Here is a 6,000-nt window from a genome sequence, read left to right on the forward strand (position 1 = left end):
CGACCCCGGATACGGGCATTGTGCAGGGTGCGGAGACCGAACGATTCCCGGATCGTCGGCATCGGAGGAACCACCCTCGCCGACCCGGCGGGGTACCCGGTGGACCGATTCGTCAGCCCGACCGGAGGCGGTGCAGCACTCCCACGGCGGCGGCACGCGCACGTCCGGTGGGCCCTTGTGGACGGCCCACCGGCCGCGCCTCACTCGGTGCCCGGAACGGCTCCCACGGTCGGGCCGGTGTGCCGCGCGGTCGGCTCCGCGCCCGCGACCTCACCCGGGCCACGTCGGCCCCGCTCCGGACGGCGCTCGTCGACGGCAGGCCCGAACAGGTCGGCGGGCACCTGCCGGCTCGACTCGGTCGGGAGGTACAGCGGGCCCGTCATGTGATCGCCACCGTCCTGTGTCGACGCGGGCGGCAGCCCGCGTGTCGCGCGCCCCGGGGCGCTGCGGGAACCCTACGGCAGGCGGAACGAGCATTGCCAGATGCAAATGGCTCAAGGAGAAAGGACGGGTGGCGGGATTGTCGAGGCCCCCTCCGGCGGGCAGGATCGGATCCGTGTGTCGACTCCCGGTACACAAGAGGTGACCGAACGTGCGATGTGGTGGGGTCGGTCAGACCGGGACCGGGGTCTGGGCGTACACCTGGAATCGCAGCGAGCGGGCGTCGGTGAAGCACTCCCGCATCGGTCTGACCAGGTCCCGGTGCTCGGCGCTGCGCTCCCACACCTCGAAGTCGGCCAGGCTGGCCCACTCGCTGGTGATCAGCCACTGCTCCGGGTCGGTCGCCGACCGGCACACCTGGTCGACCAGATGCCCCGGCACCCCGTCGGCGACCAGGTGGCGCACCGCGTCGTACGCCCGCAGGAAGTCGTCGGTGCGGTCGGCGGGCACCCGGACCAGGAACACCACCCGGCCCCGGTGCGGGCCCGACCCGTCTCCGTGCTCGATCGCCGTCATCACTGCTCCGTTCCGCTCGGTGGCGCGCCGCGCAGCACCAGCGCGCTGTTGAATCCGTCGAACCCTCGGGCGCAGACCAGCGCCAACCGACTGCGCGGACGTCGGGCCGCCCGCAGGAAGCCCAGTTCGCAGCCGGGGGCCACGGTGTCCGGGCCGGCCGACGCGGGCAGCGTGTCGTGCGCGAAGGCGAGCAGCGCGGTGGCCACGTCCAGCGCCGAACCGCCCTGGTGCGCCCGCCCGGTCAGCGACTTGTGGGTGGTCACCGGCGGGGCGAGTCCGCCGAAGACCGACCGCAGCGCCTCGGCCTCGGCACGGTCGTAGCGGGGCACACCGAGGGCGTCGGGCACCACCACGTCCACCTCGGAGGGTTCGACCCCGGCCCGGCCCAGGGCCAGTCGCATGGCGCGGGCGTACTGCCGCGGGTCACCGGCGGAGTCGGCGGTGGTGTGCGCGGCGTCGTGGGTGGCGCCCCACCCGGTCACCTCACCGTAGATCCGCGCCCCCCGGGCCATGGCGTGACCCCGCTCCTCCACCACGAAGACCGCCCCGCCCTCGGCCGGCAGGTAGCCGCCGGCTGCGGCGTCGAACGGCCGGTAGGCCCGTTCCGGGTCGGTCTCCGCGCTGAGCAGGCCGGACCGGAGCTGACAGGCCAGCGCGTACGGACTCAGTGGGCACTCGGTCGCCCCGGAGAGCACCACCGAGGCGCCCCGCCGGATGGTGCGGACCGCGTGCGCGAGGCTGTCCAGGCCACCGGCCGACTCGGCGACCAGCACCCCGCACTGGCCCTTGGCCTGGTGCCGGATGGAGAGCTGTCCGACGCTGGCCGCGTAGAACCAGGCGATCGACTGGTACGCCCCGACGGTGCGGCTCGGTGACGACCAGAGTCGTTGCAGCTCCCGCTGGCCGAACAGGTTGCCGCCGGAGGAACTGGCCAACGTGACCGCCCACGCGTACGGGTCGGGGGCCTGTTCGGGCAGGCCGGCGTCGGCCAGCGCCAGTCCGGTGGCGGCGAACCCGAGGTGCGTCCAACGGTCGGTCTGCACCAGGGCGCGGTTGTCGGCGTACCGGGCCGGGTCGAAGTCGGCCACCTCCCCACCGAGGCGGGTCGGGTAGCCGCTCGCGTCGAAGAGGGTGATCGGCCCGGTGCGGCGCCGACCGGCGACCACGGTCCGCCAGTGCGCGTCGGCGCCCACACCGCTGGGCGCGACCACGCCGATGCCGGTCACCACCGCGCGGGCCACCGTGCCGTCGCCGTGCCGCCGGTCGCTCGCCGTGTCGTCGTACGCGGGGGCGGTCACCGGGTCACCTCCCGGCCGAGGCGGCGGAACAGCATGGCCGACTGGAAGCCGCCGAAGCCGCTGCCCACCGAGAGCGCCACGTCCACCGGCACCTCCCGTGCCTCGTTCGGCACGTAGTCCAGGTCGCACTCCGGGTCCCGGGTGGTCCAGTTGGCGGTCGGCGGCACCACCCCGAACTCGATGGCCAGCGCGCACGCCGCCATCTCGATCGACCCGATCGCGCCGAGCGAGTGCCCGACCATCGACTTGATCGAGCTGATCGGCACCCGGTACGCGGCCGGCCCGAGTGCCCGCTTGAACGCGGCGGTCTCGTGCCGGTCGTTCTGCCGGGTGCCGGAGCCGTGCGCGCTGATGTACGAGACGTCCTCCGGCGCGAGCCGTGCCTGCCGCAGCGCGTCGGTGATGGCCAGGCTCATCTCCACCCCGTCCGGACGCAGCCCGGTCATGTGGTAGCCGTTGCTGCGGCTGGCGTAGCCGGCCACCTCGCAGTAGACGTGCGCGCCACGCCGCAGGGCGTGGGTGGCCTCCTCCAGCACCAGCACCGCCGCTCCCTCGGCGAGCACGAAGCCGTGCCGGTCGGCGTCGAAGGGTCGGGAGGCGTGCGCCGGGTCGTCGTTGTCCGGGCTGGTTGCCTTGATCGCGTCGAAGGAGGCCACGGTGACCGGGGAGATCGGCGAGTCGGCCGCGCCGGCCAGCACGATGTCCGCCTCGCCGTCGGCGATGAGCTGGTGGGCGTACCCGATGGCGTCGATCCCGGAGGTGCAGCCGGTGGAGACGACCTGCGCCGGGCCGTGCAGCCCGTGGTGGCAGGCCACGTCGGCGGCGAGGCTGCTGGGCACCAGCGCCGGATAGAGGTACGGCCCGCCGAGCGCCGCGTCGACCAGCCAGCGCCGGCCGCTGTCGCTGACCGTGACGTACTCCTGTTCCAGCGCCATGGTGCCGCCGACCGCGGTGCCGAGCACCACCCCGGTCCGGTCCCGCTCGGCGTCGGTGAACTCCAGCCCGCTGTCGGCGACCGCCTCGGCGGCGCAGGCGAGCGCGAACTGCACGTACCGGTCGGCGCGCTGGCGTTGCGCCGGGGTCAGCCCGGCGGCGTCCGGGTCGAAGTCGCACTCGGCGGCGATCTGCGAGCGGAACGGCGACGGGTCGAAGAAACTGATCCGCCGGGTCGCGGTGCGCCCCTCGGTGATGCCCTTCCAGAACCGGTCCCGGGTGACGCCGCCGGGAGCGACCACGCCGACCCCGGTCACCACCGTACGCCGCCCGGTCACGACCCGTTCCGCTCGTCGGCCACCTCGGTGTCGACGTGACCCAGTTCCGGGCGGGGGGCCAGCGGGCCGAGGTGGAACACCACCTCGGCCGGCTCGTCGCCGGTGTTGCGCAGCCGGTGCCGGACGTTGCGGGCCACGAACAGCGCCTCACCGGCGGCCAGCAGCACCGGTTCGTCGTCCAGGTCGACGGTGATCGTGCCCCGGGCGACGTAGAGGAACTCCTCGCTGTACGGGTGGTAGTGCTCGGCGATCCGTTCCCCCGGCCCCATGGTGGCCACGCCCATGAACCCCGAGGTGCTGCCGACGGTCCGCGGTCCGAGCAGGACGCGCAGCTCACCTCCACGACGGCGGTCGGCGGGTACGTCCCGGGCCGCCACCAGTGCCAGGTCACTCATCGTCGCCTCCGCTCGTCGACGCGGTCGCCACCGTGGCGGCCCGATCCCGGGCCAGCCGCTCGATCCGGTCCTTGATCACGGCGAGCTGCACCACGCTGTTGGTGTTGATCCGTTCGGTCATCCCGGCGTTGTCCACCGGGGCGGTCGGCTTCATCGCGAAGTCCTGCACCCAGGTCATCCGGACACCCTCGGGCTCCTCGGTGTAGGTCCAGTGGATCCGCATGTACTCGAACGGTCCGGTCTCCACCCGACGCGCCCGCACCTGCCGGGTCGCCGGGTCGGGGGTGCGTTCGCTGACCCAGCTCCAGGCCACCCCGTTCTCGTCGGGGTGCATGGTGAGCCGGAACCGTACGGTGTCGCCGTCGCGGCCGAGGATCTCGGCCCTGGCGTACTCGGTGAACAGGTCGGGCCAGCCGGCGACGTCGTTGGTGACCGACCAGACCAGCTCCAGCGGCGCGGCGATGACGATGCTGTTCTCGGTGTGTCCGGGCGGGTCGGCGGCCGGTGCGGGCGGGTCGGTCTGCCGGGCGACCAGCTCGGCGACGGCCGGGATGGTGAGCTGGGCGGCCTGCTCCGGGATGCTCACCCGCCACCGGTCGGCGACCACGGCGGAGAGTTCGAGCAGCGCGAGCGAGTCCATCCCCAGCTCCTCGAGGGAGGCGGCCGGGGCGCGGGCCGCCGCGTCCGGGTCCAGCCCGCAGTTGGTCACCAGGATGTGGGTGATCTCCGCGGTCAGCGAACGGCCATCGGTGACGGTCATCGGTTCCTCCTCGGATGGGCGGGGGTGGTTCCGGCGGTCATCCGGTCGACCAGGCCGGTGGAGTAGCGCCCCTTGCGGAAATCGGCGTCGTCGAGGACCCGCCGGACGAAGGGGATGGTGGTCCGCACGCCCGGACCGGTGATCTCGAACTCGCGCAGGGCCCGGTCCAGCCGGCTCAGGGCCAGGTCCCGGTCGGGCGCCCAGACGGCGACCTTGGCCAGCAGCGAGTCGTAGTGCGGGCCGACCAGGTAACCGGCGTGCCCGTGGGTGTCGACCCGGGTGAACGGGCCGCCGGGCGGCACGAAACGCTCCAGCCGGCCGGGGGTGGGCACGAAGCCGCGATCCGGGTCCTCCACGTTGACCCGACACTCGACGGCGACCCCGGTGAACCGGACGTCCTCCTGCCGCCGGCGCAGCGGCGTACCGGCCGCGATGTGGAACTGCTCGTGCACCAGGTCGATGCCGGTGACCATCTCGGTCACCGGGTGCTCCACCTGGATCCGACAGTTGATCTCCAGGAAGTGGAAGTGTTCCTCGGCGTCCACCAGGAACTCCACCGTCCCGGCCCCGGTGAAGCCGACGTCCAGCGCGCCGCGCAGGGCGGTCCGGGCCAGCGCGTCCAGGGTCGCCGGGGCCAGTGCCGGCGCGGGCGCCTCCTCGACCAGCTTCTGGTGTCGGCGCTGCACCGAGCAGTCCCGGGTGCCCAGGTGCACACCGTTGCCGTGCGAGTCGCAGAGCACCTGCACCTCCACGTGCCGCGCGTCGGTCAGGTACCGCTCGACGTACACCCGGTCGTCGCCGAAGGCGGCCTGCGCGGCGGCCCGGGTCCGGGCGTACGCGCGGGGCAGGTCGGCCGGTGCGCGGACCACCGTCATCCCCCGGCCGCCCCCGCCGGCCGCCGCCTTGACGATCACCGGGTAGCCCACCTCGGCGGCGACCAGCGCGGCCTCGCCCGCCGTCGGCACCGGTTGCACGGCGCCCGGCGGCAGCGGCAGCCCGGCCCGACGCATCAGCGCCCGGGCCGACGACTTGTCCGCCAGCGCGGCCATCACCTGCGGCGACGGGCCGACGAAGGTGAGCCCGTTGTCCGCGCAGATCTCGGCGAAGTCGGCGTCCTCGGAGAGGAAGCCGTAGCCGGGGTGCACCGCCTGCGCGCCGACCTTGCGGGCCGCCTCGACCACGGCGGCGGCGTTGAGGTAGCTGCGGCGGGGGGGGGGGGGGGCCCCCCCGGCGGCCGCGGCGGCCCCCCCCCCCCCCCCCCCGGGGGGGGGCGCCGGGGGGGCCCCCCCCCCCGGCCCCGCCCCCCCCCCCCCCCCGGG

6 protein-coding genes and 1 pseudogene are annotated in these 6,000 nt (G+C 74.3%); all 7 read right to left on the reverse strand.

Translation table 11 applies throughout. The annotated features are described in order from the left end of the window. Positions 1-200 precede the first annotated feature (200 nt). Entirely contained in the window at positions 201-383 is a 183-nt protein-coding gene (locus ACIBMZ_RS18000; RefSeq protein WP_396695078.1) for a hypothetical protein, read from the reverse strand. 229 nt (positions 384-612) lie between these two features. Next, positions 613-957 (reverse strand): antibiotic biosynthesis monooxygenase family protein, encoded by a 345-nt coding sequence (locus ACIBMZ_RS18005; RefSeq protein ID WP_396695079.1) that lies wholly within the window; start codon positions 955-957, stop codon positions 613-615. Then, entirely contained in the window at positions 957-2,198 is a 1,242-nt protein-coding gene (locus ACIBMZ_RS18010) for a beta-ketoacyl synthase N-terminal-like domain-containing protein (RefSeq protein ID WP_396695364.1), read from the reverse strand. Before ACIBMZ_RS18010 ends, ACIBMZ_RS18005 begins: the two co-directional genes overlap by 1 nt. 53 nt (positions 2,199-2,251) lie before the next feature. Then, complete coding sequence (locus tag ACIBMZ_RS18015; RefSeq protein ID WP_396695081.1) at positions 2,252-3,526, reverse strand: beta-ketoacyl-[acyl-carrier-protein] synthase family protein; 1,275 nt, start codon at positions 3,524-3,526, stop codon at positions 2,252-2,254. After that, the gene (locus tag ACIBMZ_RS18020) at positions 3,523-3,921 is read right to left on the reverse strand and encodes a cupin domain-containing protein (protein WP_396695083.1); all 399 of its coding nucleotides are present in this window, start codon (positions 3,919-3,921) and stop codon (positions 3,523-3,525) included. The genes ACIBMZ_RS18015 and ACIBMZ_RS18020 overlap by 4 nt, the downstream gene beginning before the upstream one ends. Next, positions 3,914-4,681 carry an SRPBCC family protein gene (locus ACIBMZ_RS18025; RefSeq protein ID WP_396695085.1) on the reverse strand — a complete coding sequence of 256 codons (768 nt, stop codon included), beginning with the start codon at positions 4,679-4,681 and terminating at the stop codon, positions 3,914-3,916. Before ACIBMZ_RS18025 ends, ACIBMZ_RS18020 begins: the two co-directional genes overlap by 8 nt. Beyond that, positions 4,678-5,892 (reverse strand): annotated as a pseudogene (locus ACIBMZ_RS18030) (acetyl/propionyl/methylcrotonyl-CoA carboxylase subunit alpha); the annotation flags it as partial. The pseudogene ACIBMZ_RS18030 and the gene ACIBMZ_RS18025, both read right to left, overlap by 4 nt. Positions 5,893-6,000: the final 108 nt, after the last annotated feature.

Origin of the sequence: Micromonospora sp. NPDC049900 (assembly GCF_044461025.1) — a bacterium.
Classification (GTDB): domain Bacteria; phylum Actinomycetota; class Actinomycetes; order Mycobacteriales; family Micromonosporaceae; genus Micromonospora.

Excerpts from the sequence above, each read along its gene's own strand:
- ACIBMZ_RS18005 (WP_396695079.1), bottom strand. The coding sequence starts at position 957 with ATGACGGCGATCGAGCACGGAGACGGGTCGGGCCCGCACCGGGGCCGG.
- ACIBMZ_RS18020 (WP_396695083.1), bottom strand. The coding sequence starts at position 3,921 with ATGAGTGACCTGGCACTGGTGGCGGCCCGGGACGTACCCGCCGACCGC.
- ACIBMZ_RS18000 (WP_396695078.1), bottom strand. The coding sequence starts at position 383 with ATGACGGGCCCGCTGTACCTCCCGACCGAGTCGAGCCGGCAGGTGCCC.
- ACIBMZ_RS18025 (WP_396695085.1), bottom strand. The coding sequence starts at position 4,681 with ATGACCGTCACCGATGGCCGTTCGCTGACCGCGGAGATCACCCACATC.